Source organism: Leptospira weilii (assembly GCF_006874765.1).
Lineage (GTDB): Bacteria > Spirochaetota > Leptospiria > Leptospirales > Leptospiraceae > Leptospira > Leptospira weilii.
This window is the reverse complement of sequence record NZ_CP040841.1, coordinates 252501-278680: the sequence shown is the minus strand read 5'-3', so window position 1 is coordinate 278680 and position 26180 is coordinate 252501. Positions and strand designations below refer to the sequence as shown.

Annotated in this window: 21 protein-coding genes, 3 pseudogenes and 1 riboswitch (1 of these 25 only partly in view); of the genes and pseudogenes, 13 read left to right on the top strand and 11 right to left on the bottom strand. The window is 40.5% G+C overall.

The window, feature by feature from the left end; translation table 11 throughout:
- Positions 1 to 63 precede the first annotated feature (63 nt).
- The 3 genes from FHG67_RS20805 to FHG67_RS20795 form a co-directional block, all read right to left on the bottom strand.
- On the bottom strand, positions 64 to 252 hold the full coding sequence (locus FHG67_RS20805) for a hypothetical protein (protein WP_002627650.1): 189 nt from the start codon (positions 250 to 252) through the stop codon (positions 64 to 66).
- Positions 253 to 606: 354 nt separating this feature from the next.
- Positions 607 to 2199, bottom strand: a complete 1593-nt coding sequence (locus FHG67_RS20800; RefSeq protein WP_004502061.1) for an FMN-binding glutamate synthase family protein — start codon at positions 2197 to 2199, stop codon at positions 607 to 609.
- Between the two features lie 62 nt (positions 2200 to 2261).
- Entirely contained in the window at positions 2262 to 3056 is a 795-nt protein-coding gene (locus FHG67_RS20795) for a UDP-2,3-diacylglucosamine diphosphatase (protein WP_004502108.1), read from the bottom strand.
- Between the two features lie 410 nt (positions 3057 to 3466).
- On the opposite strand from FHG67_RS20795, the gene FHG67_RS20785 reads away from it, so the two are divergent.
- The 4 genes from FHG67_RS20785 (at position 3467) to FHG67_RS20770 (ending at position 8658) form a co-directional block, all read left to right on the top strand.
- Positions 3467 to 4678 (top strand): MFS transporter, encoded by a 1212-nt coding sequence (locus FHG67_RS20785; RefSeq protein WP_016760646.1) that lies wholly within the window; start codon positions 3467 to 3469, stop codon positions 4676 to 4678.
- Positions 4679 to 5412: 734 nt separating this feature from the next.
- A complete protein-coding gene (locus FHG67_RS20780) occupies positions 5413 to 6303 on the top strand; it encodes a patatin-like phospholipase family protein (RefSeq protein ID WP_026054258.1) in 891 nt (296 codons plus the stop codon).
- 112 nt (positions 6304 to 6415) lie between these two features.
- The gene (locus FHG67_RS20775) at positions 6416 to 8380 is read left to right on the top strand and encodes a glycoside hydrolase family 5 protein (RefSeq protein WP_004502116.1); all 1965 of its coding nucleotides are present in this window, start codon (positions 6416 to 6418) and stop codon (positions 8378 to 8380) included.
- Entirely contained in the window at positions 8377 to 8658 is a 282-nt protein-coding gene (locus FHG67_RS20770) for a TIGR04454 family lipoprotein (RefSeq protein WP_004500635.1), read from the top strand. The genes FHG67_RS20775 and FHG67_RS20770 overlap by 4 nt, the downstream gene beginning before the upstream one ends.
- 367 nt (positions 8659 to 9025) lie before the next feature.
- On the opposite strand, the gene FHG67_RS20765 is transcribed toward FHG67_RS20770, so the two are convergent.
- Complete coding sequence (locus FHG67_RS20765) at positions 9026 to 9451, bottom strand: hypothetical protein (RefSeq protein WP_002627684.1); 426 nt, start codon at positions 9449 to 9451, stop codon at positions 9026 to 9028.
- A gap of 270 nt (positions 9452 to 9721) precedes the next feature.
- Here FHG67_RS20765 and FHG67_RS20760 point away from each other — a divergent pair, with 270 nt between their 5' ends.
- From FHG67_RS20760 to FHG67_RS20745, 4 genes are all read left to right on the top strand, one after another.
- Positions 9722 to 10222: an RNA polymerase sigma factor gene (locus FHG67_RS20760; RefSeq protein WP_002627696.1), complete on the top strand. Its 501-nt coding sequence runs from the start codon at positions 9722 to 9724 to the stop codon at positions 10220 to 10222.
- Between the two features lie 135 nt (positions 10223 to 10357).
- The gene (locus tag FHG67_RS20755) at positions 10358 to 11449 is read left to right on the top strand and encodes a FecR family protein (RefSeq protein ID WP_004500636.1); all 1092 of its coding nucleotides are present in this window, start codon (positions 10358 to 10360) and stop codon (positions 11447 to 11449) included.
- Positions 11450 to 11511: 62 nt separating this feature from the next.
- A complete protein-coding gene (locus tag FHG67_RS20750; protein WP_002627705.1) occupies positions 11512 to 12063 on the top strand; it encodes a HAMP domain-containing protein in 552 nt (183 codons plus the stop codon).
- 71 nt (positions 12064 to 12134) lie between these two features.
- A complete protein-coding gene (locus tag FHG67_RS20745; RefSeq protein WP_004497322.1) occupies positions 12135 to 12842 on the top strand; it encodes a FecR family protein in 708 nt (235 codons plus the stop codon).
- 173 nt (positions 12843 to 13015) lie between these two features.
- Here the strand turns inward: FHG67_RS20745 and FHG67_RS22540 are convergent.
- From FHG67_RS22540 to FHG67_RS20720, 5 genes and pseudogenes are all read right to left on the bottom strand, one after another.
- A pseudogene (locus FHG67_RS22540) lies at positions 13016 to 13343 on the bottom strand (transposase); the annotation flags it as partial.
- Positions 13344 to 13648: 305 nt separating this feature from the next.
- A protein-coding gene (locus FHG67_RS20735) for an IS5 family transposase (protein ID WP_376767589.1) occupies positions 13649 to 14445 on the bottom strand; the annotation gives its coding sequence in 2 pieces (ribosomal slippage) (positions 13649 to 14100 and positions 14100 to 14445; 798 coding nt in all).
- A 23-nt stretch (positions 14446 to 14468) separates the two neighbouring features.
- The gene (locus FHG67_RS20730) at positions 14469 to 15068 is read right to left on the bottom strand and encodes a hypothetical protein (protein WP_004500884.1); all 600 of its coding nucleotides are present in this window, start codon (positions 15066 to 15068) and stop codon (positions 14469 to 14471) included.
- Positions 15069 to 15124: 56 nt separating this feature from the next.
- Complete coding sequence (locus FHG67_RS20725) at positions 15125 to 15628, bottom strand: hypothetical protein (RefSeq protein ID WP_002625824.1); 504 nt, start codon at positions 15626 to 15628, stop codon at positions 15125 to 15127.
- A 37-nt stretch (positions 15629 to 15665) separates the two neighbouring features.
- Positions 15666 to 15884 carry a hypothetical protein gene (locus FHG67_RS20720; RefSeq protein ID WP_142499945.1) on the bottom strand — a complete coding sequence of 73 codons (219 nt, stop codon included), beginning with the start codon at positions 15882 to 15884 and terminating at the stop codon, positions 15666 to 15668.
- A 1414-nt stretch (positions 15885 to 17298) separates the two neighbouring features.
- Here FHG67_RS20720 and FHG67_RS20715 point away from each other — a divergent pair.
- Positions 17299 to 19202: pseudogene (locus FHG67_RS20715) on the top strand (DUF1561 domain-containing protein).
- A gap of 145 nt (positions 19203 to 19347) precedes the next feature.
- Here FHG67_RS20715 and FHG67_RS20710 read toward each other — a convergent pair.
- A pseudogene (locus tag FHG67_RS20710) lies at positions 19348 to 19718 on the bottom strand (sirohydrochlorin chelatase); the annotation flags it as partial.
- Positions 19719 to 19856: 138 nt separating this feature from the next.
- A riboswitch (cobalamin riboswitch) is annotated at positions 19857 to 20042 on the bottom strand.
- Positions 20043 to 20599: 557 nt separating this feature from the next.
- Between FHG67_RS20710 and FHG67_RS20705 the strand changes: the two are divergent.
- Positions 20600 to 22732, top strand: coding sequence for a hypothetical protein (locus FHG67_RS20705; protein WP_004500830.1), 2133 nt, complete (start codon positions 20600 to 20602; stop codon positions 22730 to 22732).
- Between the two features lie 5 nt (positions 22733 to 22737).
- Here FHG67_RS20705 and FHG67_RS20700 read toward each other — a convergent pair whose 3' ends face one another.
- On the bottom strand, positions 22738 to 23208 hold the full coding sequence (locus FHG67_RS20700; RefSeq protein WP_002624947.1) for a hypothetical protein: 471 nt from the start codon (positions 23206 to 23208) through the stop codon (positions 22738 to 22740).
- Positions 23209 to 23354: 146 nt separating this feature from the next.
- Between FHG67_RS20700 and FHG67_RS20695 the strand changes: the two genes are divergently transcribed.
- The 3 genes in view from FHG67_RS20695 to FHG67_RS20685 are tightly spaced (each overlapping or abutting the next) and all read left to right on the top strand, a layout consistent with a single transcriptional unit that may run on beyond the window.
- On the top strand, positions 23355 to 25247 hold the full coding sequence (locus FHG67_RS20695) for a polysaccharide biosynthesis protein (protein WP_026054517.1): 1893 nt from the start codon (positions 23355 to 23357) through the stop codon (positions 25245 to 25247).
- Positions 25240 to 25722, top strand: a complete 483-nt coding sequence (locus tag FHG67_RS20690) for a ClpXP protease specificity-enhancing factor SspB (RefSeq protein ID WP_004497374.1) — start codon at positions 25240 to 25242, stop codon at positions 25720 to 25722. The genes FHG67_RS20695 and FHG67_RS20690 overlap by 8 nt, the downstream gene beginning before the upstream one ends.
- Positions 25719 to 26180: the beginning of a hypothetical protein gene (locus FHG67_RS20685; RefSeq protein WP_004497284.1), read on the top strand. The gene runs 1149 nt beyond the window's last position; 462 of the gene's 1611 nt are visible here — the first part of the coding sequence; the start codon lies at positions 25719 to 25721; its stop codon lies off the right edge, out of view. Before FHG67_RS20690 ends, FHG67_RS20685 begins: the two co-directional genes overlap by 4 nt.

Genomic DNA, 26180 nt, shown 5'->3' with positions numbered 1-26180 from the left:
TATTTCTCTATATCCAATTTAAAACCCGTCTCAAAATCTCGAAATGTAGGAACTACTACAATTTTAAATGACAGGAAAAACCGCCAATACGACCGCAATCTGTGGGAGCTTCCACGTTTTTAGAAATTTGTCGGATCGCTTAAAGATATCTTTTTTCGGTAAACCGTCTGAATTTACCCACAGGTTCGTTTCCCCACCGATTTCACATTCTAAGAATCTTGTTTTTCTAAACTCGTATTTTTTAGTTTCCATCTTACTTTCCTTAAAAATCACAATAGAGTTGTTGAAAAATTAATTTCTCTATCCATTTCTGCTTTGTTGAAATGGACGTTTGAAGCGGTTTTGTTAAACTGAATCATGGAATTTTTCGACAACTCTAATTTTGAAAAATCTTAGCCAAATAAAAATAAATCCTGAATGATTCAATCACTTTTGACAAACAACCATGTTTTGAGTTGATCCTGTACCGAGAAATTTCACAATATTTCTAAGAGTGAGTAACGGTTTGTCTTAGAAAAGAAACAACCTACACGCAAAAAGCGGAGTATGTTTCTAATGTATTATTATAAAATTAGAATAATCTAAGTTTTGATATAAAAATGGAAATTATTCCGAAGACTTTCCCTGCATATATTCTTCCAAATAAGTATGATCGGTATAGTCCAACATTTTCGTAAAATGAACGTGATCTCTTTCATAGCCCAAAATCGTTTCAAGGGGCTTGAAAATATTCAATCCCGCGCTAATTTCAATGTCACTTCCTCTGAATTGAAGCGGGTGCTCGTATCCGGCGGCGTGTGTTACCGAAAGAACTTCCCTTCGAAGTCCTTTGATGTAGTTCGCGTTCCGTTCCGCTTTGAGTTCGATGTCGAGACCGGCTTGTAACCAACGGTTCTGAGTCGCGACTCCAGTGGGGCAGTGATCCGTATGACAACGTTGGGCTTGGATACAACCGATGGACATCATCGCTTCTCTGGCTATGTTGATTAGGTCGCAACCCATCGCGAACGCTACGATAGCTCTATCAGGAAATCCTAATTTACCGCTTCCGATCCAAGCCATTCTTTCGGAAAGTTTTTCTTTCTGAAAGACTTGATAGACTCTCGCAAATCCGACCTTGAAAGGAAGAGAAACGTGATCCGCAAAGGCTAACGGAGCCGCTCCTGTTCCTCCTTCTCCTCCGTCGATCGTGATAAAGTCAGGACCCTTGCCGGTTTGTTTCATTCTTTCCGCGAGTTCGTTCCAAAAATGAATTTCACCGATCGCGCTTTTGATCCCGACCGGAAGTCCGCTCGCAGAGTGAAGTCTTTCGATAAAGTCGATCAGTTCGTTTACGGTTCCGAACTCGGAATGAGCATTAGGCGAAACACAATCTTGTCCCAAGGGAACTCCTCGGATATTCGCAATCTGTCGGGTCACTTTTTTTCCGGGAAGAATTCCTCCCTTGCCGGGTTTGGCGCCTTGGGAAAGTTTGATTTCTATCATTCTTACTTGAGGATTTTCTTTAATCTTTTGGGTAAACACATCCAAGGAAAAATTTCCCTTTTCGTCTCTCGTGCCGAAGTATCCGGTTCCAATTTGCCAGACAACGTCTCCGCCTAATTTGTGATAGGGGCTGATTCCTCCTTCTCCCGTATTTTGATAACAGTGCGCCATCATCGCTCCCTTGTTGAGAGCGGAGACCGCGTTCTTACCGAGAGATCCGTACGACATCGCGGAAATATTCACCACGGACGGAGGACGAAACGGTTTTTTACGATTGTGAAATTCTCCGATGACCTTTAGGCAGGGAATCATGGAAGTATCGTTTTTGAGATGTTTTACTTTGGATTCGGGAAACGGAAACGCGCTGTGTTTGATGATCGGATAACCGGCTTCGTACAGAAGTTCAGTCGTTCCGAAACCGAAGTTATTGTTTTGTTTTTTTGCGGTCGCATAAACCCAGGAACGTTCCGCTCTACTAAAAGGCATCTCCTCTTTATCATTGGCAACCCAGTACTGACGCAGTTCGGGACCGATCGTTTCAAAAAGATAACGGAGTCTTCCCACAAGAGGGAAATTATGTTTGATCGCGTGCCTTCGCTGAAAAATGTCGTGCAGAAGCGCGATGAGAGTGTAAGTTCCGATCGCATAAAACGAAGAAGACCAAGGATTTTCCGAAATAAACTGCAAGATAGTAGAATAGTCGGGAATTTGCATCCGGTAATTCTGCACCTTTTGAAAAGGTTCCGCAAGAAATATTTTATTGAAGGAAGGGATTCTTACTGATGTTTGTAGATGAATTCTTTCGAGAATTCTCCGCGTTTATTCATTTTGGCTCCGATAAAACAAAAGTCGTCTTGTAATACGAAACTGTTGCTCTTTACCCAGTCACCCGTATTGATAATTTTTAAATGAGGAATGCAAAGAAAATCATGCGTGTGCCCGGAAATAAGAACTCTGTCGTTTTGATGTGTGATTCTGGAAAGACGTTCGTAGTATTTAAGGATTTCTTCCGTGGTGGCGGGATCTTGTCGATTTAAATGTTTTTGATAGAAGGCTTCCGAAAAACGGAACAGATTCGGAAGGAATAAGGCAACTATATGTAGGAAACGTAATATAAAAATTGAACCTATCCAAGTGAAGCGATTGTATTGTCCCTGGTGTCCGTGAACCGCGATCAAAGTTTCGTTTTCGATTTTTTCACAAATCTTCCAATTTCTTTCTCGAAGATATCTTTCGATTTTGGGAGGTAGATTCATAAGGTAGGAAGTGGAATCGTGATTTCCCACGATGTAGATTTTGTTTCCGTCCGACACGGATAAGGAATCTAGTCTATCGAAAAGTTTGTTGAATTTTTTCTTACTTTTTTTGAGTTTGCGTGCGGCGCTGAAGAACCAATTTTCTATGATATCCCCCACGAGATAAATGTTTTTGAAACGAATGTTTCTCTTTTTTAGATAATCCAGAAACTGAAATAGTTCCTTATGTTTATGGGATTTTATCTTCTTGTTCAAAAGGTAATGAACGTCAGAAAGAAAAATTCCCTCATAAACTTTATTTTTTTCAAATTTCATCGAAAGTTAGTTTCAAAATCAATGTCTTGGCTTAAAGAGTTTTTTCTTCGGTATAAAGTAAAGGCGATGATTTTCACATTGGACGGTGTTCGTTTGCGCGAGCGGTCAAAGCATCGATGAGAAGCGAGGGTAAAACGCTGTGAACGAAAACTTTTTGCCCCGATTTGATTGAGGAAATAGCCGAATCCGTGGAAATCAATTTGCTGTTTGGTTTAAAACTCAAATTTTCCATTTCTAAATTATCGGCTCCGAAACTCAAATTCGCAACTTATTGATTCAATTCGAGTACAGTGCAGATCCCGATTTGTCCTCAGTAAGGATCTCAGCGGATTTTCGAAAATCAAGACATTCAATCTATTTTTCACGTTTTTCTATCTACAAGAAAAGCGACATTTTTCAAAATGATCCATATGTCTTTTCGTTCTGCCCGTAACATCCACGTCAAATCTGAAACAATGCTAATCTTTGTGTTGGCGGCCGTTCAATTCACTCATATTCTCGATTTTGTAATTATGATGCCGCTTGGAACTTATTTTCAGGAAGCGTTTCATATCAATCCGAAAGAATTTTCCGTTCTCATTTCCGCATATACCTACAGCGCGTTTGTAGCCGGAATCGTAGGCGTACTTTTTATAGATCGTTTCAATCGGAAATCTGCGGCGATTTTTTTGTACTCTGGTTTTATCGTGGGAACCGCTTTTTGCGCGGTTGCGGATTCGTATTTTTTTCTTTTGATTGCGAGAATTATTTCCGGTGCATTCGGGGGAATTTTAAGTTCCGTTACCTTTGCGATCGTAGGGGACGTGATTGGGATGGAGCGCAGGGGAAGGGCGACCGGTGCGATTATGGGAGCTTTTTCCGTTGCTTCTGTGGTCGGAGTTCCCTTGGGACTCAAAGTGGCGGAGTATTACGGATGGAATATGTCTTTTGCCGGAATTGTCCTTTTGAGTCTTCCGATTTTGGTTCTGATGAATTATCATCTTCCGAGTATTCCTCCATTTCAATTTGCGGGGGCCAATCCGATCCGAAATTTTTTTCGGATTCTTACGTATAGGAAGTACATGGCTTCTTATATGCTCATTATGTTCGTGATTCTCGGTGGCTTTACTGTGATTCCGTTTATCGCGCCTTATATGGAAAGAAATGTTGGGATCCCTAAGGACAACATTCCTTGGATTTATTTCTTCGGCGGCCTTGTTACGTTCTTTTCTTCCAGAGTAATCGGAATCGTTTCGGATAAGATTGGAAAACACAAGGTATTCTATATTCTGGTTCCCTTATCTTTCATTCCGATCTTTATCATGACCAACCTCGGGCAGACTTCGCTTGTGAATGTTCTGATTCTCACTACCGTTTTTATGGTAATCGTATCGGGAAGGTGGATCCCTGCTTTGGCCTTGATAACATCTGCGACGGAACCGAGCGATCGAGGACGTTTTATGACGGTGATCTCGGCTTTGCAAAATCTCGCTTCCGGACTCGGAGCTACGATTGGAGGAAGTATTCTTGTCGCTGCAAGCCCAACTTCTCCCTACCAAAACTACGAAGTGGCGGGATATCTGGCGATGGGATTTAATGTAATCACGATTCTACTGATTTCAAGGGTTAAGGCGGTTTCTTGAATGTGTTTGGGTGGAATTTAGATTCAATGATATAGATTTCATGTTTGTTTTAGTAATTGTTTGTATTGAACAGCGTATCACTCTAAAATGTGGGAACTAGAACAAATCGCGATTTTACGAACAAATTCTAAAAGTAAGAGCTCCTACTTTTAGAAAATTCATTTTCAACCGCCGAATTCACGTTAAATAGACTGGATGATTCGATTTCAACGCGCTTTTTAGAGGTTGTTCATCTAACCCTAAAGTGTAGGAAACTCATACGGCACGGCGAACAGACCTTTCAAAAATTCGAAACCGCTTAGGATGTGGCATAGTTTATGGGGACTCCCGCTTTACGCTTTCTGAAAGGAATTTTTGGTTTTGAAAATTGACTCTAAAAAATCAGTCTGTTCTTGACATTTTCATGAGACAAAATATTTTGCAGCCACACGAAAAGGAGGTGGTCTAGTGAATGATAGTTGTTACAAACAATTGACCTGTGAGGTGGCTGAGCAATAGCCCGGGTTTTACTTGCAATACAGCCGTAGTCGGGGCATTGCAATCCAATCAGACCGCTGACCTTTCTGAGTTTCGAGAACTGGTCATTCTTGAGCTTCCGATCTCGACAGATGGATGTCGATGAAACGATGCAGTCGCTCAGGAGGTTTCCTCTTTTGAGAAATCTTTCTCATTGAGTTTCTTTGAACAAACCGAAAATTCTTCTCTTTTTTCCGCCCTCTTGAGATTCAGGTAGAATGAAGCGTGCCCTTATTTTGTCCGGAGGGGGAGCCCGAGGCGCTTACCAAGCGGGGGTTCTTCGTTATCTGGAGGAAATTCAATTCAAACCGGATATCATCTGCGGTACTTCCGTAGGAGCGATCACCGCGACCGCGATGGGTTGTGGAATGAATGCCGCCGAGATAACGAAACTTTGGAAATCCATCGAAGCCAAAAAAGTGATGCGCTATTCCATCTGGAACGATCTAGTAGACATCTTTGTAAAAAGTTATTCTCCTTTGACTGATACGACGCCTCTCAAGAACTTACTTTATTCTTATTTGGATTTTCGCAAACTTAGAAAAAACCCGACCGAAATTATTATTACCGCGGTTAATATTCTCACCGCGGAACTTGTATTTTTTAGAAACAAGGAAATTGATATAGAACACGTTATGGCCTCTTCGGCGATTCCCATGTTCTTTCCTTGGCAATACGTGGACGGAAGACCTCATTGGGACGGAGGAGTGATGGCAAACACTCCGATCCTTCCAGTTTTGGAACGGGGGGCGACTGACATTGTCGTAGTATTACTTTCTCCTGTTGGAGGGGTCGATATGGGTTTACCGAAGACAAGAAGGGAAGGTTTAGAGAGAGCGTTTGAACTGTCTCTTATTGGTTCGTATCAAACTGTGATGTCCAATTTAAACTTCGAAAAAAAAAAGAAAAAGGGAAAAAAATCCAAGTTCACTTCTCTCTTATCCATTCCGAGCGCGACCCGACCTGAACTGAAGATAAGGACGATCGGTCCTAGAACCTCTCTCGGATTCGGAAGTATCCTAAATTTCTCTCAAGTCCAAGCCGATTATTTGATCCGTCGAGGATACGAGGACGCAAGAATTCAATTCGGGGAATCGAGCGCCCCATAGGAAGCGAGATTGAGTTTGCGATTGGCTCTTCGCCAAGCGAAGAAGGTTTTTTCCATAAACAAGGTAAGAAAATAAAAAAGAGAATTCGATCAAATTCAATTCGAGGAATATTATGGAAGAATTATTCGTTAAAAACGGACACTTCGCAAGTAAAGACGGAACGATCTATCAATTACGTGGAGTCAATCTTTCCGGCTCTGCGAAACTTCCCTCCAAACCCGACGGAACCACGCATTTTGATCAAACTCTCACATTCTTGAATCATAGAAACGTATCTTTTGTCGGAAGACCTTTGGAAGAGGATCAGGCTTCAGAACATTTCGATAGACTGAGGAAATGGGGATTCAATTTCTTGCGGTTTCTCATAACGTGGGAAGCGATTGAACACAAAGGCCCCGGAAAATACGATACCGAATACATAGACTATGTCGAAAGAATGGTTTCCCTTGCCAGTCAAAAAGGATTTTATCTTTTTATCGATCCTCATCAGGATGTATGGTCTCGGTTTACGGGGGGGGACGGAGCTCCTGGTTGGACTTTGGAAGAGTTAGGAATGGATATTTCCAAGATTCAAGGTTCGGAAACCGCGATCGTCCATCATTACCAAGGAAGGCATTATAGAAGAATGTCCTGGCCTCTCAATTATCAAAAATACGTTTGTGGAACGATGTTCTCTTTATTTTTTGGAGGAAGGGAGTTTGCGCCGAACACCAGGATCGATGGAAAGAATGCACAGGACTTTTTACAAGATCACTACATCGATTCCGTGCTCAAGATAGTGCGTAAGCTTAAGAAGTATAAAAACGTGATAGGATTTGATACCTTGAATGAACCTTCTCCCGGATGGATCGGAAAAAAGAATTTGGGAGAGTTCGAAGGGTTCGGATTTGGAAAAGTGATAAAAACTTCTCCGTTCAAAGAGATGTATCTTTCCGAAGGGCGCGCCGTTTCGACGGAACAAGCCTACATGCTCGGATTCTGGAGTTTGCCTTGGGGTAAAGTGCGATTGAACGGCGGGGGAGTTTCTCTTTGGAAACGGGGATACCAGTGTGTTTGGAGAAATCACGGGGTTTGGGACTACGATCCGAACGGTGCCCCGATGATGTTAAAGCCGGAATATTTCCATAGGAAGAATGGAAAAAAATACGAATTCTATTCCCATTTTATGCATCCTTTTATCAAGAAGTTCAAGGAGGCGGTACAGAAGACGGAAAGTCGTTTTCATATCTTTGTGGAAAGTGATCCTTCGAGACTAGAACTGGAATGGAGGGAAGCCTCTAAGAAAAATTACGGCTCCGTAGTCAACGCGACCCATTGGTACGATATATCCGTGTTGATGCTCAAACGTTATTTTCCTTGGTTCGGCGTCCACGTATTCAAGCAAAAACCAGTATTCGGAAAACAGAATATAGATAGGGCTTATGAGGAAACGATTCGAATGATCCGGGAAATGTCCGAAAAAAAAATGGGCAATTGCCCTACAGTAATCGGGGAAACCGGAATTCCCATGGACATCAACCACAGGGTTGCGTATCACAAAAAGGATTATGGGATATTGGAACAAGCACTCGATCGAGTGATGAAGGCCGTGGAAAAAAATTTCGTTCATCTCGCGTTATGGAATTATACTCCCGATCATACTCACAGTTTGGGAGACAGATGGAACGAGGAGGATTTATCGATCTATTCCAAGGACACACCTACTTCGTATGACGAAGACGGGGGTAGGGCTGTGAGGGCATTCAGTCGTCCGTATCCGATTCGAACAAAAGGGTTGCCCGTGGCTTTGTCTTTCGATATGGAAAAGTCTTTATTCAAATATTTCTTTCAACAAGAAGGAAACGTATTGCCGGAAACAGAAATTTTTATCCCGGAAATACATTATAAAAATGGATTTGAAGTTCTGGTCAATGCGGGTGAGTATCACTATGATTCCCGCACCAAAGTATTAAAATTTAAGGGAGAAAAGGGGATTCTACATTATGGAATAACCATTCATCCCTCCAAAAAATCACTTTTCAGGGAACAAGATCGGACTAAAGTGGTCCCCAATACTCAAAAGAGGAATATTAGATGAAAAAAGCTCTCATGATTTTTCTAGGTGCTCTTACTGTTCTTTCGTTGACCGTAGCGTGTTCCGGTTCGAAATATTCGGCCGAAGAATGTGCTCCGATCGTGGACGAAATGTTGACCAATCTGACTGCGGGACAAAAGCCGGAAGATGCCGCGAGCATTGCGACAATGAAAGCAACTTTAGTGCCCGTATTACAAAAAGAATGTATGTCCGGAAAATTCGATCTTACTTGTCTTAAGTCCGCAAAAAGTATTCCTGCAATCCAGGCTTGTAAAAAATAAGATTTTTCTAAAAAAGGCGGAGGAGAATTTTTTCTTCTCCGCTTTTTCTTTGATTCCTTAGAACTTTTCCCGAAACCTAAAAGGAAATCATATTCGTTGTTGATCCAAACATAAAAGAACGCGGAGTTCTGCGGTTTAAAATCTGGGCGAATAAGATTGTATCTGTTCCATATTCGATCTTTTTCTCAAAACAGCATTTGGATTTATTAAAATTTTTATCTTTTCAATAGATTTTTACCATTAAAAAAATATAATATAATTTGAATTCTTTCGAAGAGAAAAAAGAGAGTGTTGATTTAGGCGAAAGAAATGAACCAATCGATTTCTCTTCAAAATCCTCTTGCCTACGTCTATGTGAAATTTAAAATCATTCAGTATCTAAAATAAAAAATCCTTCTTCATCCGAATAACATCCGTGCTCCCGGTATGGTCTTGATGGATAAAAATGGATTTTTTGAGCATATCTTCTTCCGATTTTTAGACAACCGAAACAAATGTCCCAGCGAATCGCCCAATCACATTCTTCCTTTCGATACGAAGGAAAGACTCGAAGAAGAGGCTTGGTTTCGGCTTGTTCTTGATTTTTTTGTTGATTTGCGAATTGGTCCAGCGGGGCGTTTTGGGAAAACACGGAATGCGAGGGTTCTAGAAACGCTCCGACAAATAACAGAGTTCCTAAAACAGAGAGTGAAGAAAATGTTCTGCCGAGTTTGATAAATCCGTTTCTACAATGCTGGCGTTGTTTTGCTTTTATTATATTGCCTGAAATGAAACTTCTGGAGTCCGGATGCATCTATCTATTCTATCGAAAGAATTGTTTTCTTTAAAAAGGTAAATTCTCGGTTTTTAGGTAATTTGTGCCGCTGTTCTAAGACTTTCGGTTACGATTGAAATTGAAATCAAATGAAATAATCTGGTTTTCTTTCGAAAAAAAGCTCGATTCTGAAAAAAAATCAAAGTCATTTTGTTAACTCAGAATAGAAGACAGAAGCGACCAAGGAATTTACTTGAAATTGGGTTTCCTATTTTCAACTTAGTTCCAATGACTTCCCGGAAAGATTTTATGGACGCTCTTTATCGAGAGTACAGCGGAAGGATCTTTGATTTCCTCTATAAATATAGTTCCGGGAATCCCGAGGTCGCGATGGATCTGATGCAGGATACGTTCCTAAATTTTTTTAGGAAATATTCGGATTCGGACGTCGATCGAGAACAAGCGATTCGTTTGCTTTATACGATTGCTCGAAACAGATCCATCAATTATTCTCGGAAGTTCTCCACGGTAAAAGAGAGCGGGAATTCTGAGATGCAGGACTTTCAGGAACAAAAGCTCTCTTTTGTCAGAAAGGCCGAACTTAAAGATTTAGAAGAACGGCTTTTGGTTTGTTTGGATGAACTCGAAGAGGACGAGAAATATGCTTTGATTCTTCGGTTTATGGAGGATTACAGTCTGGCGACTATTGCGGAGATTATGAACATATCGGTTTCTACCGTTTCTCGTTTAATTGTCAAAGGGACCGCAAAAGTGACCGAGATCGCAGAGAAAAAGAATTTGAAGCCCTGATTAAGAGTATAAGAACCTGTCCCAAAAGAAACTCAGGCATCATTTCCTAAGGGGCGTGCGATGGGGACAGGATCTTACGGCTTGATCTTTCTGACAAAGTAACTGGGGTTTGGTTGGGACGCGCTGTAAATAAAAATGGAAGAATCGGGAATGAAAAGGGAAGAAAAGATTCAAGAAATTCTATTTCAAGGAAAACGGAACGATCTAAGTCCTTCCGTAGAATGGCTGTCCAAGGGCTTGAGTGATTCTTGGGTAGAATATTTTCCCAAAGAATCGGATTTCGAGTCTCTCTATACGCGCGCACGTTCCGATTCCTCAAAAATATTTTCTTTCTCTAATTTTACGAAAAATAAACTTGTTTTAGCGCTTTCGTCAGCCGCGATTTTTCTTTTCGCAGTCACATTAGGATATTATTCTATTCTTAACGATCAACCCTCCCTTCGAGTCGAAAGGGGTGGAGTCGAAATTTCACAGGTGGAAGGGGAGGCTTATCTCACTTCTTCCGATCCCAAGGACAGGATCCTTTTAAAACCAGGAGTTAGAATTCAAGAAGGTCAAAGAGTGGTTACTGGTTCCAAGGCTATTCTGAATCTAAAAATATCCGACGGGATTGTAGTCAGAGTTCTTTCCGATTCTGAAGTTTCTTTTCGGATGATCGATCTTTCCGCGCATTACAAGATTGAAATAGATCTGGAGAAGGGAGAGTTATTGGCTCATATCCATAAAAATCTTAAGAAGGAAGAATTCGTCGTTCGTTCCGAAAATATAAGCGCGGAGGTTCGGGGGACAAGTTTCAGTTTTCAAAACGTTCCGGGAGAAGGAACTCGAGTACAGGTTTTGGAAGGGCGTGTTGCGATCAGTACCCGTTCGGAATCTCGACAAACGGCACCGGAAGGCGAGCAGATTTTGGAACCGAACCAAGGAATTTTAGTAAACCAAAAGGGTTTTGTCCGGAGCCATTTGAGCGATTCCGAAAAAAATCGTCTTGAGGTTGAACTCGAAAGATTGCCGATCGAAAACATTCCTCGGGATAAAAACCGTTCCTACTCCAGTAAACAGGAATTACTAACGGATTTTCAAAGATTGGAAAAAGTAATTTTAACCGACGGAAAGGAAATCGAGGGCGTTATCGTGGACATGGATGAAAACGTTATGTATGTTCAAACGCTTGAAAAAGAAATCGCCATTCAGAGAGAATTAGTTTCCGAAGTGATTCAACTTTACTAAAAGTAAATTCTCTTTGACAGTCGGCCGATAAATCGGGAAATTTAGTCTTCGAGGACCCTAGCATGGCAATGGCACAAGAAGACCCCGGTAAAAAAAGAATTTTTAGCAACTACATCGTAGACCGGGACTTTCAATTTAAATTTTTATTGAATTATTCCTTACTCATTGTTTTAGGCTTAGTTCTAACCTTAGGTTTTCTGTATTGGTTGAACTACACGAAGTTCGATAAGGGAGTCGTTTTTAGATTGAGAAGCGATCCCATCAAAATTTATCAAAAAGGTTTCGAAGTTCAAAACGGAGTAGAAAGGGAAAAGTTCGTGGAAAGGGAAATCTTTCTTCCGGATTACGATCACAAACTCGATATGTTTACGATCCAGGTAAACGGGATTCTGTTTTTATCCGGTTTGTTTTTAGGGATGACCGTTATTTTTACCGTGATCTATTCTCACAAGATGGCCGGTCCGATTTATAATATCAAAAACCAACTTAGAAAACTGGCTGCGGGTGAGGAACCGGCAAGGAAGATTAAAATTCGCAAAGGGGACGAATTTCAAGAACTCGCGGATCTTTTGAATCAGGTGATTGAAAGAAGAATTAATAACCGTGAAAGTTGAATTTTTTCCGCTTATTCGAATCGAGAAATTAATTGTAGATTTTTTTAGAAATCTGTGTAAATTTTCTCGATATGATTCGCAAAGCCTTACTTTTCAGTTTCTTCCTTATACTTCTACCTCAAGTTGTTTTTGCAGATGAAGAAGTTGCAATTGTACTTTTTGTAACCGGAAAGGTCCAGTATTTTCAAGCCGGTAAAACGGAAGCGCTTAAGAAAAACGTCATTCTTACGAAAGCAGCGAAGGTCGAAACCGGAGAAGGAAAAGCGGATTTACAATTGGGTGCAAATTCCGTGATACGACTCGCGCCATTTACAAAAATTGAGATCTCTGAACTCTTTTCCGACAGTTCCAAAAATACGTCAAAGGTTACTTTGATTTCCGGTAAACTATTTGCGAATGTTCAAAAATCCAATAAAAAGGAAGAATTGGAAGTGAACTCCGCATCTTATACTGCTGGGGTTCGTGGGACTCAATTTGTGGTCAGTGAAGAAAAAACCAGGGCCCCTAAAAATGAAGATTCCGATATTCCGGACGGAGTTTTTGTAAACGAAGGAGAAGTTGTCGTTCATTCTTCTTCCGGAGGGGATTTGGATCTTAAGACGGGGGAACAGGCTACTTGGAATGGCAAAGAGCTGTTAGTCGAACCACTCAAAGAGTTTATGAAAGAAAAGATGAAAATCATCCAAAATTTCAAGACGATTAAGACCGAAAACTATGAGATGCTTAAAAATCAGAAGTTGAAAAACAAAGAACTTCTGGAGCATTTTCCTAAATCATAATATTTACTATGTTCAAGTTCTTTTCTTTGGAGGTTTGATTCCTAGATATATGGAATTTTCATAAGAACCTGTCCCAAGAGAAACTCAACGATCGGTGCGGCCGAGCGAACGATTTCGGATTGGAGTTGATTGATTTTTTCTTGGAGTTCGAAAATATTTAATGTGAGTTCGGTCTAATTAGAGATTAAAAGTTGTAAATTGTCTTTTGACCTCAAATTCAAAGAAGTTTTTTTTGGAAAAAAAGAAAATGCAACTAAACCGCTTAGTAAATTAACGGCCCAATTGAAAAAACTCCTATGTCGAGTATGTTGAATTTGACAGATATTTTTGAGTTCATCATTTACGGATTCAATGATTGCCCTTTCTTAGAAGGATTTTATCAACTAGGGGCATTAATTTATTTTTCATATTCTTTTTTAATTTTGTAATGAGTTGAATCCCTTTTTCGTAAAGACTTTCAAACAAAGATTGACTGATGTAACCTCTATCTCCAAAAAGTTTACAGCGCATCCCAAAACTTTATTTTACTTTATCAGAAAGATCAAGCTGCAAGGTTCTGTCATCATCAGTTTTTTCCATAAGAAAGAACTGGTGGGGCAGGTTCTTATCGTGAATATTCTTAACAAGTGGAAAAATCACTTTCGAATTCCTTTTACTGATCCCTATAAAATAGAATACCATTACTTTGAGCACAAATGCAGTATAACCGAAAGCCGCAGCGCCAAAATTTCAATTAGACGCAGTTGCGATTATTTCAATCTTTTTTTATAATATTCAATAAAATTATCTAAGGACCGGTCTCAAAACTACCTATTAAAAAAGTTAAAAACAATGATTGAGCTTGCAAGATAAAGAGAAGCCAGATAGTTTTCTGCTTTTCTTTCCCAGCGAATCAAAATAGCTCTGAATCGATTATGCCAACTATTTGTTCTTTCAACGACCCAACGTCTAGGTTTTCCTTTGTATTTACCAATGAGAGGTTTTTCACCTTTTTTCCGAATATGAAGTCGAATGTTTCTTCTTTTGATCAATGCTTCTATATCTTTGAAGTCATAACCTTTATCTAAACAAAGGTGTTTTGGTTTTTTTCTTTTTCTTCCGGAAAAAACCAAGATGGAATTCAATGTATCTTTTACATTGTGTTTATCATGAACGTTCGCTCCACTCAACGTAATTGCCAATGGAATTCCGTTTCCATCCGTAAGAATATGCCGTTTAACTCCCAATTTGGCACGGTCTGTAGGATTTTTCCCGGTTAAACTCCCCCTTTGGGAGCCTTGACCATTGCGGAATCCATCGAGGCCCAATCCCAAGCTATCTTATTCTTCACATCATAATATTTTAAAATAGATTTATAAATCTTTTTGAATACTCCCGCTCGTTCCCATTCTTGAAATCTTCTGTGACAAGTTTGACCCGATCCAAAGTCATTCGGAATTGCACGCCACTGACAGCCTGTTTTCATTCGATAGATGATACCTGCCATTACGACTCTTGTTGGAACGCGATTGCGACCACCTTTCGGCTTTGACTTCTCTTTTGGGATCAAAGAGGCTATTTGTTTCCAAAGTCCCTCGGGAATCTCTGAATAATATTTGTCCATTTCACAATTATAGTATTACACTCTCAAAGTACAAGGAGTTTTGAGACCGGTTCTAAATATGTAAAATCTCCTGTGGGACTTAATCGTTTCTCATTCATTGCTTTTTTAATTTCCGAATAAATAAAAATGTCTTCGGCAGAATCTTTAACTATTGGCCAGTATTCATATATTTTATACCCTTCGCATGGGAACAAATAATTGTAACTTGGATCATTATTCTCATCTTTATTATCAATACCTAAAAAGAATGCTACTTCACTTAAAGACTCAGTTAAGACTACAAGCTCAATTGAACCACCATCACGATATACTAAAGTATTTTCGATTGATTTAATTTTAAAATTATCTGCCGTATATTTGTTTGAAAAAGATTTTATTGAATCAGAATTTATTGCATTTAAAATGGCATGACAAAGATGTCGAACTAAATTATTATATGGAAAATCTGATATGTATTCACTCTTTTTTAATTGGTAAAATTGATACGAAAGATTTCTCAAAAATACTTTTTGGTTTTCTAATTCAGTAGTTTCATAAAGATTATCCAGAAAATACTGAACTGTCGACGTCGTGAATGTATCTCCTTTATCTCCAAACTCTTTTAATATTTCTTCAATCTTCACAGTTTTAAAAAGTAATTGCGTCTAACGAATCGAGGAGACAAAGTTATGTGAAATTTTCACCATTGGGACCGGGGGAGTGCGGGAGAAAACGTTTGTGAATGTACGATATCCGGCAGTCGTGCGTCAAGGACGATTGACAATGGAAAAACTTCTTCCGGATTGATTTTCAAGAAACTTACGAGCTTGCCCAGTTCTTTGTCATTGAACTTCTCGAGCTGTGGATGCCGGGAAAAGACCGCGTTTTCGTCTGGCGAAAGGTGAATGCCAATAACGAAGCCATTCTGTAGAATCCAGCCTTTCAGTTGGGCGCCGCCTTTTGTGACAAATGATGCCGCAAAATAGATGCGCATCCGAGTTACAGGAAGTTTTTCAATAGGTATGGAATAGTACGGGTGCTTGCTTCCATTGCCCTTGAACGCAAGTTCGGAAGCTAACCATTCTCGATTTACGCCCCAGCCAGCAACCTCCTCAATTTCTTCAAAGTCATAGTATTCGGACCAAACCGGATGCCGTGCAAGAGCGGCGTGGCCAAATGCTTCTTCAGAAATTACTTCAATCATAGTCTTTGCGGGGGCAGATGTGCCCGAGTAGCGCGTGCTAAACTATTTTGCTACTTCCGTTGCCGCAATTAAGTCCATTCAAAATATCCCTAGTTTTAAACTCGAATTTCTCGCACACAGTGCAAGCCACTTTTGATTTCCGAATTGTAGATAAAGATCGCTCAATATATTTTTTCTTTTCCATAGATAAATTATTAATATCAATTGGATTTGAATCAAGCAAATCATCAATCATTTTTGTAGTTAATTCTTTCATGTCGCATAAACACCTAACCAACAACCAAATATAAGAATGTAATAAAGACACATTATTCAATCAACCCAAACTTAACAAGAAAAACCCATCATAAACAGGCAACTTCCGATAATGATAGTTCTGTCGCATTATGAACATTTGTTCATAAACGTCCCATGATTCATTTTTCTGTAGGAGAAACTGGAATTGGAACTAAATCTATTCTTAAAATGCGAGAACTACAACAAATCGTGATTTTACGAACAAATAATTCTAAAAGTAGGAATTCCACTTTAGAAAACTCTTTCTCATTTTCTTATGCCGAATTCACGTTAAATAACTTTCTCATTAGCATTAGATTTCGAAGCTATTCCAACTATAGATCTAAAATCTATGGATATCTGAATTTACATCGAAGGTATTAAAAAGTTTTCCTTATTCGTATAATATTATAACATAAAATGATATTTTTATCAGAATTTTTATTTTCAATTTTCATAACGTATAGAAATATACTTTTCTCCAACTATTCTTGATGGAGTTTATTTTATAAGCTCCATTTCATCTCCTGTATCTCCATTCAAGGTTTCCGGACTTTATATCCGGAAACCGAATTTTTTAATATTTTAAATTAGGTTCTTTTAAACATTAGGCATATATAATTTTAATGCGAAGTGTTTAAGTCAGACTGGATTATCCGATGCTACACTTTAAAGAGGTACAATAAACTCTACCTTAAGTGGCGGTAATCTCTTTTTTCAAAACAATATATATCCCAAGGTCGGATTTTGAGTTTGATCCAATCCAATAGTTCTACTCATCTCTACATAATAGAGTGTCTAAAATTCCGCGTCTAACTTCTAAACGTGGGATTTGTGCTCAAATTAATGGTACTCTACTTTATAGAGATCAGTAATAAAGATGATTCAATAGAAGGTGAAGTAAAATGAATCTTGTCTTATACTAAAAAGCTTTACTGCGGTTTCTCGCTCCGTTCAGGATCGCTAATCTAACCTTTACTCCGACCGTAGATTGATAACAATGCCAGTTACACACACTTCTTGCTTTTTTCCTTCATGCTTGGAGGAGGACGTAAATCAGTAGAGTTGTTGAAAAATTAATTTTCCTTCTGTTTTCCGTTTCATTGAAATGGGTGCATGGATTACCTGAGCAGTGGGGCGAACTTATCTTTATTAATTATTTTATTCCACGAGTCTTGTGATATGTATGTTAGAGTTGTTGAAAAATTCTGTAATGGAGTTAAAAAACTGTTTTAATCGCCTCGAAAAAGAATATTCCATAAATACATTCTGCCTCTATCTATATCTTAGTGCTAAATGATAAAATAACAATATACTTGGCAATTATGTTGGTCTCATGTCCCTATGGTTTTACATGATTACGTCTTAATTTTTCAAAGAAAGAGGATGCTAAAATGAGTCGTTTGATAGTTCCAATAGTAGTTTTGTCAGTTTCAATTGGAGTTGACCTTTCTTACGGGGTGAGTCCTGCGCTTATCCATATTCTATCGAACGCTATTCCTGGTTCCATAGTTCAAAAGCCAGCAGATAATCCGAAAGATAAAGCTATCAAGATCGTTATACATGACGGGGGAAAGTTTTGTTATGTTCCTGTTTTTAGCGGTGGTGAAAGTTATATTCAGATTGAGCAATGTTGGGAACAGGGGGTTGCTAATGCAAGGTACGATGTGTTTCAAAGAATTTCTTATTACATTCAGGACACGTGGTTGTGTATTACTGCTCCGGAGAAAGTAGTTAAGGGAGAGACAAACCAGGGTTATGTGAACTTAAGACCTTGTACTATCAATGACCCTTTGCAGCGATGGATCATAAAGGAAAATGCCTTTTGGACTGCAGACGGGCGGTATCGCTTGAAAGATGTGAAGTGGTATGCCTATATCTCAAAAAATTCTAAGGATGGTTATAACCATACCTTGGACTCTTCAATGAAAGATTGGGCTCAAACTGTGGCGACTCCCGGCAACATCAGTATTAAGACTTCCATAGCTTGGAATTTGGAAAATAGGCGTTACTTTATTCATTCAAAAGGCTCAAAAAAAAATACTACATCTCTCTACTACAATCCTGAGAACGGACATCTTGCTCAATACAATCCTGTTAGCGGATCGCTCTATTGCATGTATTCTAAGGTAGGTAGTTATAAATGGAATTGGATTCAATGGGTATCATGTAGTGATGCACTTACCAGTAAGGATAACCCCGCTTATTGGAATGTTTATCTTCAAACTGAAGAGGGAGGAATGATCAAAGACTATAAAGGAAATATTCTCAGAGTTACTGAGAAAGGACCAAATTGGGGTGTTGCTTATGCAGTTAAGCCCTCTTTTTTGAAAACAGATACTACCAATAGTCCTACGTCTTTGTTCGTAGTTGATGGAGATTTACTAGATTGGATACGTTACACAACCGGCAATCTTGGAAAGACAGAGCAATATTGTCCAGCGGGTAATAAGGAGAGTCTTGCCTATAAAAGAGTAAAAAGGACCTTACCCCCTGACTTTCAATTAACTGATGATTGGATTCGGAGGCTCTATGAGATATCGAATTCAGCTACGCTTGCGTCTCCGGCTCAGATGCATGGGATGTGCGGCGTTTGCCTACTTCAGAGCTTCCAGATGTTAGCAGAACTTCAGGAGTATCATTCTCAAGGGCCTCTTCAGAGTGGAGGTTACTTCTTCGATACAGCCCATGATAGAGATCCTTTTGTATCGTTTGGGCAACGTTATCCGTTGTTGGACATGTTGCTAACGGACGTGCCCAGAGTATATGGTATAGACGGTCGTACAACCAGACTACTGGGGTTGGCATCCGCTAGGACTATGTTGCCTCAGTACGACTGGATTGTCTCTGATGAATTCCTCACTCGGCCTGAGATAATATCTCACATAAATTCGCTCATCAATTCTCCTCCGGGGAGCATTTGGCTGGGGATGTTGGGGCGACAGCGTTCCGACGGAACTGTAGTGGGACATGCCGTTCCAATTCTTAGAACCTCTCAGGGATTGGTGGTAATTCAAACAACCTCCCTTTCGACGCCATTCGATCTTTACAGGCAAGCTTTAACACCCACCACGGATCCGCTTCAGGTAATTTATAATCTGGAAGCACCGGATAGGACTCTGACAGTACTCATAACTATACAATTAGGGGAAGTTGACCACAATACATTTAACTTTATAATTTCTAATAGGAATTGCACTGGAGAAGGGGACGACAGAAGAGGCACGGGAGGATATCCCACCAGCGCATCGGTGAATCAGTGCTCTGGGGGGGAGGCAGGTGTACGTTACCGTTTTAACTTGGTGAGCGAAGAAGAGCATAAGCAGGAAGAGTTGTAGATAGCGATTTTACAAATACAAATGGATCTGCTTCTTTAAGCTTACGAATAAAAGCCTCTTTCTAACTCTGGGTAGGAAAACGTATGTATCCCCTACTTCGAATCGAATAATATTCTCGTGGATACCCAGAGGCATCGCGGAGATGAATCGGTGATTAGGGAATTTTTCTTTTAGGTCGGAAAGAATCAAAGGGATGTCGTTTTTGACGTGATTGGAAGCGAACAAAAACAACGGGAAAATTAAAATCCGATTTTTTGTTTTTGCGAATTCCAAAAGCGCCGTTTTAAAAACCGGTTCCGCGAGTTCTACGTACCCTATGTTGATTTCGTACTCCGGATGGAGTTTACGGTATCCTTCGACGAACGTCTCGAATTCCGCACTGGAGAAAGTTCTCTACTTCCGTGTCCGACGATGAAAATTCCGAGAACGTTTCTACTTACTTCCTTCTTATCTGCGGACGTAGAAACGGCAGACAACGCAATACTCCCCCTTTCAAAGTGAACCTAAAACCAATCAATCAACGAATAACGCATAGACTGCTCATTGGAATCTAACGCATCTTATATTATTTTTTATTTAAGTTACGTTCGCCTTACTTCCGAGGTTTAAACGTATCTTCAAGATTTTCCCAGGATCGTATTCTGACTTTGAGATCTATCTACTCGGCATGCCTTCCCAGGATTAATCCCAGTGGCTTTCTATGCCTTTCGTCCCTCTTACAGCGGCGGATACCGTGACGGATTCTAACCGTCTTCCCATCGACGCGAAACGTCGATGAATCCCGTGAAAATAGATTATAAATCCAGCAATATTCTTATCGATTCTTTTGAAAAGAATAATTTTTAATTCGAATACGGAATCTTTAGATTTCTATCGAAATGAATGTTCATCGAGGTTTGAAATCGAATTTTTCTTTCGAGTACTTTCGTAAAATTTTTACAATTTGGAATTGAGTGTTTTGAATTTGAGAATTACTTGAGAGGTGTAACTTGTTTTCAAACGGAATCGAAAGGTTTTTTGTTCTCAGAATTCTAACGTGAGTTCGGTGTGATTTATTTTCTGTGGGAATTTGAACTTTGTAAATTTATTTTTAAAATGTGAGAACTACGACAAATCGAGATTTTACGAACAAATTTTCAAAGTAGGAACTCCTACTTTGAGAAAATTCTTTCTCATTTTCAACCGCCGAACTCACCGTTATTCTAAGTAAAACACGCCAACTTTTTCGAGCTGAAACTGGGGTCTATCCGATCTAAGATAGGAAAGTTTCGGAATTAAAGATTGCAGGATTATTAAACTTAAAATCGTTTCGGAGAATCCTGCTTGACCTCAAAAGAAAGAAACTTATACATTTCGCATGTTTTTGTTAGGCCAAGCGCGCCCGATTCTTGTCTGGCCGGAATTTTCTTGGATTCCTGTCATCAATGGAACTGTCTTTGTGGTTCTTTTATTGGTCGCCGGATATTATCTGGAAAGACGTTTTCGCAAATCGATCGAAAATCGCGCCGCGCTCCGAGCTAAGATTCTTAGAAAGCTACCTCTTACATACATAAACGGAAGGGACGTGATTCAGATACATTCCTTTTTGGATCACGCCTCGGTCTCCGTGCTTCAAAAAATTGCGGAGTCACAATCTTGGTTTCAGGAGATTTTTCTTCCGGAACTCGCACTGTATCTTGCTCATCAAGGGGAACTTCCTGCCTGGAGAGACACAATCATATTCAAAAGGTTGCAACATCTCGTCCGTGATCTTGGTCCTCATCCTAGAAAAATCACCCCGGTTGTATTTTTAACCGATGGGGAAGAAGCCTTTCCCGGTTTTTTATATTCTAACCCGCCGGGGCCCGATTCCGTTCAGAAGTCGCTCCACACAAAAGTATTCACAAAAAAACTTTACAATGCGTTTCCGGTTTCGGTGGGAGATAAGATTCACGTTTTGTATTCGGGCGACGATAAGGAATGGATTCGTTTCGACGCGAAGATTTTCAGCTTAAAAGGGAACGACATGAGTATTCAAGTGGAAACTGTTCCCGAAAAAGATCCCGAAAAAACGAAAACTTGGGGTGGAATTCAAATGGGAGGCGCTGGAGGAATTCAGGAAGACGTCGCCCTGCCCGACGAATTTCAAGGAAGTCTTGCGCAGATTTTAAACTACGCCGGAATGAGTACTTCTACCGCGGCTGAGATTCAAAAAAGAGTACGCACATTTAAAGAACATCCTGGTCTGGTTCGTAAAGAGCACAAACCGGAGGAAATCCAGACTTTTATAGAACTCTATTCCGCTTGTTATGCAAAATACAGATCGGATATCGCTCCCATTCCGAAACCGGTTCTACTCTTTTTATATTTTTTTTATATGGACGAGAGCCTTCTTTCTCCGGCGAGAATAGTTCAACTTTACGGAACGCTGGAAAAAATCCGAAATTATACACAGGATTCTTACCCTTCCGATCATAAACTTGCGGTGTATTTTTTACCGGAATGGTTGGGACTCATTCTTTCGGGTCAAAAAACTCCTTCCCGAAATCATCTAGCGCAATCGTACGAACAAGTGCGCGCTTCCATACTCCGCAAAACGGGAACCGACGAATATGCGGGCGACAGCGGGATCGAGGACTTGTTGCATCTCCTCGATTGGGAATTGAGTAATTTATTATTCAACGGACTTATCGGCGTTTCTTCCAATCCGAATCTTGCATATCCGATTCTTTCCGAAGATCAGATGTACGGAGAAACCGACGCGTTTTTGGTTACGCATGAAAAAATAAATGCCGTTGTGGATCACGTTCGTAAAATTGATAAACATCTTTTTTACAGACAGATTTCCTTTGAGCCAGAACAGACTCCCGGCAAACCGGAACTTGCGATGAAAGAAATTTGTCCGGACTGTATCATACTTCCGGTTTTTGGAAATAGAGGGGTTCTTTGGCAGGAAATTACTTCCGGACTTGTATCGAGAGGACGTCTCGTATTTCCTCAGATTTTGAACGAGAACATGACTTTGGCGATTACGAGAACCCTTGGAGAATTCAAGTGGGAGATTGAAAGAACGGTTCGAGGAAGAAAGTGGAAAGATTCCGCCCCGCCTTCGCTTACTTCGGAATATTATCTTTATCTGGAGAATTATCGAAAGTCCCCCGCCCTCACTCCCGACGCGAAAAAAAGCATCGATCAACAACTTGTCAAATACAGAAAGAATTTAAAAGATATGTTCGCTTCGGATTATTCCTATTGGATTCTTTTCGAATCGTCCGGAAAACTCAGGCTCAACCGAGTCGCGAGGGATGTTCTCAATCGGTATGTTCCATTTTCCCCTCAAGTTCGGAACGAATTGCAAAAACATCCGATTCTAAAGGAATCGATGAATTCTTTCGAGTCCAGAAAAAGAAGGCTTGTTTCGGGAATCAAAAAAAGATACAACCCCTACTTTCAGGCCGGAAACGTTCCCGTGGAGGTATTGGAAACGATTCGGTTTTTCGAAGAAATGTGAGAATATTATAATAATCTTTCGAATGCCGATGCCCGTAAGTCTTTCGTCACGAAAAACTTGGCATCGCAGACGGGACAACTGTGGTTCCCGAAATTTTGTATTTTCAAAATATGAAAACAAATCGGACAATTGATGAGCACGGGAGCGTTTTCGGAAAAAGCGGAAGGTTCGATGGAATCGACGGCAATCAAGTGCGATTTTGCAGATTCCCGATCCTTGAATACTGGGATTTCCTTTTCGTTTTCCGCGGAGATTTCGATTCCGGTAGGTACGGAACAAATCGCAAACTTAGATCCGGAAAAACGTTCCGGAAGTCGATTTAATATCGAAACGCCTTCCGGCGTGGCCGATTTGAGCCCGGAAGCGTCTAAAAGGATCTTACGTGGAAATTCGGATAGCTCTTCCAATTTGGAAAGCAAAGCTTCTCCTAATTTAAAATCCAAATCTCCTTGGAGGTTGATGATGATTTCTTTCAAAGTGTCCTGAAATAACGATTTATACTCTTATTGGAAGTGAGGCAAGAAAAGAATTTCTGCAACACATTTTTCGGTTTACCTAAAAATCGAAATAGTCTGTTTCAAAAAGGTTGGACTTTTAGGAACGAACGGATTTTATTTCCTACATGCTCGGTCAGTGGAATCGAAGAATGTGGATCTTTCCTTTAGATCTGCTGTTCATGGGAATTTCCTATTTTTTGGCGCATTGGATTCGCTTTGAGTCTTTTATTTTTCTCGCGTCGCCGGAAAGATTTTTTACTTCTTTGATCATTGTCATTACCGTAAGAGCCGGTGTTTTCATTCTCTCCGATATCTACAGATCGATTTGGGTTTACGCTTCGATTCACGATCTTGTGGAAATTATCAAGGTCACACTACTCTCCTCGCTGATTTCAACCACGGCGCTCTTATTTTACAATCGTTTCGAACAACTTTCCAGAATGGTTCCCGTTTTGGACACGCTTCTTCTGCTCAGTTTTCTTTGTATTCGTAGTTTTTCCTGGAGAGTGTTTCGAGATCAGTACATTCTCAAAAAATCCAAGGAAGAAGGTCTTCCGACTTTGATTTTGGGAGCCGGAAAGATAGGTGCGACTTTGCTTTCGGAAATCCGAAGGCATAACGAACTCAAACTCAACCCGATCGGATTTTTGGATGATAACATACAGAAAATCGGAGCGCATATCCAAGGGGTTCCGATTCTGGCTAAAATCGATCAAGCCGAACAAATGATCAATCGTTTCGGAGTAAAACAAGTCATCATCGCAATCACCAATCCCGACGGAAAACTCATCAGTCGGTTGATTCGTTCTTTTGAGAGTACGGATGTGAAGTTTAAAATTCTTCCTTCTTTGGGTTCTTTGTTTTTTGATTCTCCCAAATTAAATCAGCTCAGAGAGGTGCAGGTGGAAGACCTTTTGGGTCGTCCGGTTGTGGATCTTGAAGTTGAGTCCATTCGTTCTTACTTAAAAGGGAAATCGATTTTGATTACAGGAGCGGGAGGTTCGATCGGAAGCGAACTTTGCCGACAGGTTGCCGTTTTCGAACCTTCTCGAATTCTTCTATTGGATTCTGCGGAAACGCCATTGTACGAAATCGAATACGAACTTGGAAAAAAATTACAAGGGCAAAATATAGAACTCATTCCGATCGTCGCGGATATCAAAAATCTTTCCAGAGTCAGTTCTATTTTTGAAAAACATTCTCCCGAAGTTGTATTTCACTCGGCCGCTTACAAACACGTTCCGATGATGGAAATCAATCCAACCGAAGCGGTAATGAATAATGTGTTGGGTACGAAAAACGTCGCCGATATTTCCAGACTTTCGGGCGTGGAGCGTTTTGTGTTAATCTCCACGGATAAGGCGGTCAATCCTGTGAACATCATGGGCGCTTCCAAACGTGCGGCGGAATTGTATTTGCAACATATCTCCCGAGAAACAAAAACCAAGTTTATTACGGTTCGATTCGGAAACGTTCTCGGCTCCAACGGGTCGGTGATTCCAAGGTTCCGGGAGCAAATCGCAAACGGCGGTCCGGTTACCGTCACGCATCCCGACGTAATCCGTTATTTTATGACAATTCCGGAAGCGACTCAGTTAGTTCTCCAGGCTGGAAGTATGGGAGAATGCGGAGAGATCTTTATCCTTGAGATGGGAGAGCCGGTAAAAATTCTCAACTTAGCGGAAGAGATGATTCGTCTCTGCGGTCTTAGACCTCACGTAGATATACCGATTCAGTTTACCGGACTCAGACCGGGAGAAAAATTATTCGAAGAGCTTCTTTTGGATCTGGAGGGAATTAAAAAAACCCATCATCCTAAGATTAAAATCGCCGCTCCCTTGGAAAATCAGGAAGTGACCACGTTTGTTGCAAGATTTAACGAACTTTTGGCCGCAGGAAGGATTAACAAGGATATCTTTCTCGCTTTTAAGGCTCTGGTTCCGGAATACAAGATTCACGGAGATTATTTGAACGAAGCCGTCACGGGAGTTTCCGATCAAAATTTGAAGAATGGATAATCAATATCTGAAAGAAGAAATCCTGGCCCTCAGAAAATTCAAACGTTCTTTGTTCGATCTTTACTGGGAAGGATTCGGAACCTTCTACCTGCACGCCTTACCCCATCGTCAATTGGTTATCGGCAAACGCGGATTAGTCGGAGATGAAAAGGAAGTCGGAATCATTCTCGTATTCGGACCCAAAGGTGGGGTTCGTAATTTGGACGCGGGAGAAGAATGGATCTACGCCGAACTTCAGTTCGGTTATACTTGGGAAGAGGTTTTTGTTCCTTGGGACTGCATATTCCGTTATTTCGATAGAACTCAGACGACTTTGATGAATATGAAAGTGTTTGCGTCGGAACAAGCACAAGAAGCCTTTCAAGGACTTTCATCCGGAGAAAAAACAACTTCAACGGAAAAAAAAGAAGGTGATGTGAAAGGCGATCAGTCCAACGTGATTCAAGTGAATTTCGGGAGTAAATCGAAACAATGAGCCAAAATAGATTCAAGTGGTTTGTGCCGGGGGATTTGGACGGATTTTTCGGTCTGATGATTGACAATCTGATTCAGATTCTCGTTCTTTCTTTTTTGTTAACTACGCTTTGCGGTGTTCCGAGCGAATTTGTCTATAAGGTAATTCTTCCGGGGACGGCTGTTTCTCTTTTACTTGGAAATCTGTTTTATTCCTGGCAGGCGCATCGTCTCGCCCGGAAAGAAAACAGACCCGACGTCACTGCTCTTCCCTACGGAATCAACACGGTTTCCTTATTCGCGTTTACGTTCTTTATTATACTTCCCGTATATAAGAAAACCGGCGATTACAAAATGGCTTGGCAGGTGGGGCTCGTGGCGAGTTTTCTTTCTGGTTTGATTGAAATGTCCGGTTCCTTTGTGGCGGAAAAGATTCGGAAAGTGACTCCAAGGGCCGCACTTCTTTCTTCGCTTGCTGGG